Raw genomic sequence first — 1228 nt, 5'->3', positions numbered from 1 at the left:
TGCATGATTAATACCGCATTACCCTTTATTGCTTTAGGTTTATACTTCGACTTAAAAACATCATTCTCTATAAAAATCCAAATACCGTAATCATAGTTTTTGTAATGTCGAATATCTTTCACTGAAACGCGGCACCGCCCCCTTATTTGCTGAAATGCCATTAAATTACCTACTTTCCTAGTTAAATTGTTCTCAAAAACATGAAAACAAAAAGAGGCTATAACCTTTGAAAGTTATAGCCCCACATTAAATGGTCAACCGTTTATTGCTGCCATAGACCTATTTTTCTAATCGACCACGCACATAAATGCTCTTGCTTGTGTGACCATAACGATCCATATATGCGTTGTCGCACGTATAAATCGTGATAATCTTGTCGCCCTGATCATCGTCAACAATTTGCCCCTGACTTTGCGGCCAATCATGGTGAACCTCTGTGACAACGTAGATGAATTGTCCCTTGCTGGTCGTTACTTTGATTTTGTTGCCTAGACGAACATTTGTTAAGTTGTGTAACAAGTTGCCCCTAGCGGTCATATTATGGCCCGCTAAAGCAAAGTTCCGTAAACCAGCCTCTTGGTTAGGTTTGACTGTGACGACACCAACAGCCATCTTCTCACTCGAAACACCCTCTAGAATTGGTAGGGCGATATTAACCGCTGGGATCTCAACTGTTCCAACCCCATATTTTTTAATGATTGCGTCCCGATAAGCAGCCCAGGCATCATCATATTCAAAGTTCTGGATATCGGTGTCATATCGCTGCCCTTTTACAGACGTCTTCAAGTGATTTTTCACATAACGAACTGACTTACTCTGCTGGTATCGGAGGTATAAATCACGGCCATAAAAAATACCGCTCCCCATCACCAATATTGCGCTAAGCAGAAGCATCAGTTTGCCAGCTTTTCTCTTAAACATATTATTTAGTCGCTTTTTTATTTTTGAAAAGTAAATAAATGCCAAATGCGAACATCAACACACCTGCAATTAATAGGTACATTGCATTTTGTTGACGTTGTTGGCCAGCTTTTAATAATGCTTTAGGAGTTAATTTATCGTGCATTGTTACTGAAACAGATTTACCATTCACAACATCAAATTCAATGTCGTTAGCGACTTCATAGCCGTTAGGTGCGATCACTTCATGCAATGTATAGTGGCCGTCAGCTAATTTAATGTGTTTTGCTTCATTAGTTGAAGTCCATGTAATATGCGTGCCGTTGTC

2 protein-coding genes are annotated in these 1228 nt (G+C 39.7%); both read right to left on the bottom strand.

The genetic code is table 11. The features are described from left to right. Positions 1-279: 279 nt before the first annotated feature. Entirely contained in the window at positions 280-921 is a 642-nt protein-coding gene (locus FC90_RS04960) for a class A sortase (RefSeq protein WP_056945402.1), read from the bottom strand. A 1-nt stretch (position 922) separates the two neighbouring features. Continuing rightward, the coding region (locus FC90_RS09310; RefSeq protein WP_162258679.1) for a SpaA isopeptide-forming pilin-related protein at positions 923-1228 on the bottom strand (306 nt) is incomplete at its 5' end.

Origin of the sequence: Latilactobacillus graminis DSM 20719 (genome assembly GCF_001436415.1) — a bacterium.
In the GTDB taxonomy this organism is placed as follows: domain Bacteria; phylum Bacillota; class Bacilli; order Lactobacillales; family Lactobacillaceae; genus Latilactobacillus; species Latilactobacillus graminis.
Note: the sequence above shows the minus strand (reverse complement) of the source record. Positions and strands in the feature narration are given on the sequence as shown.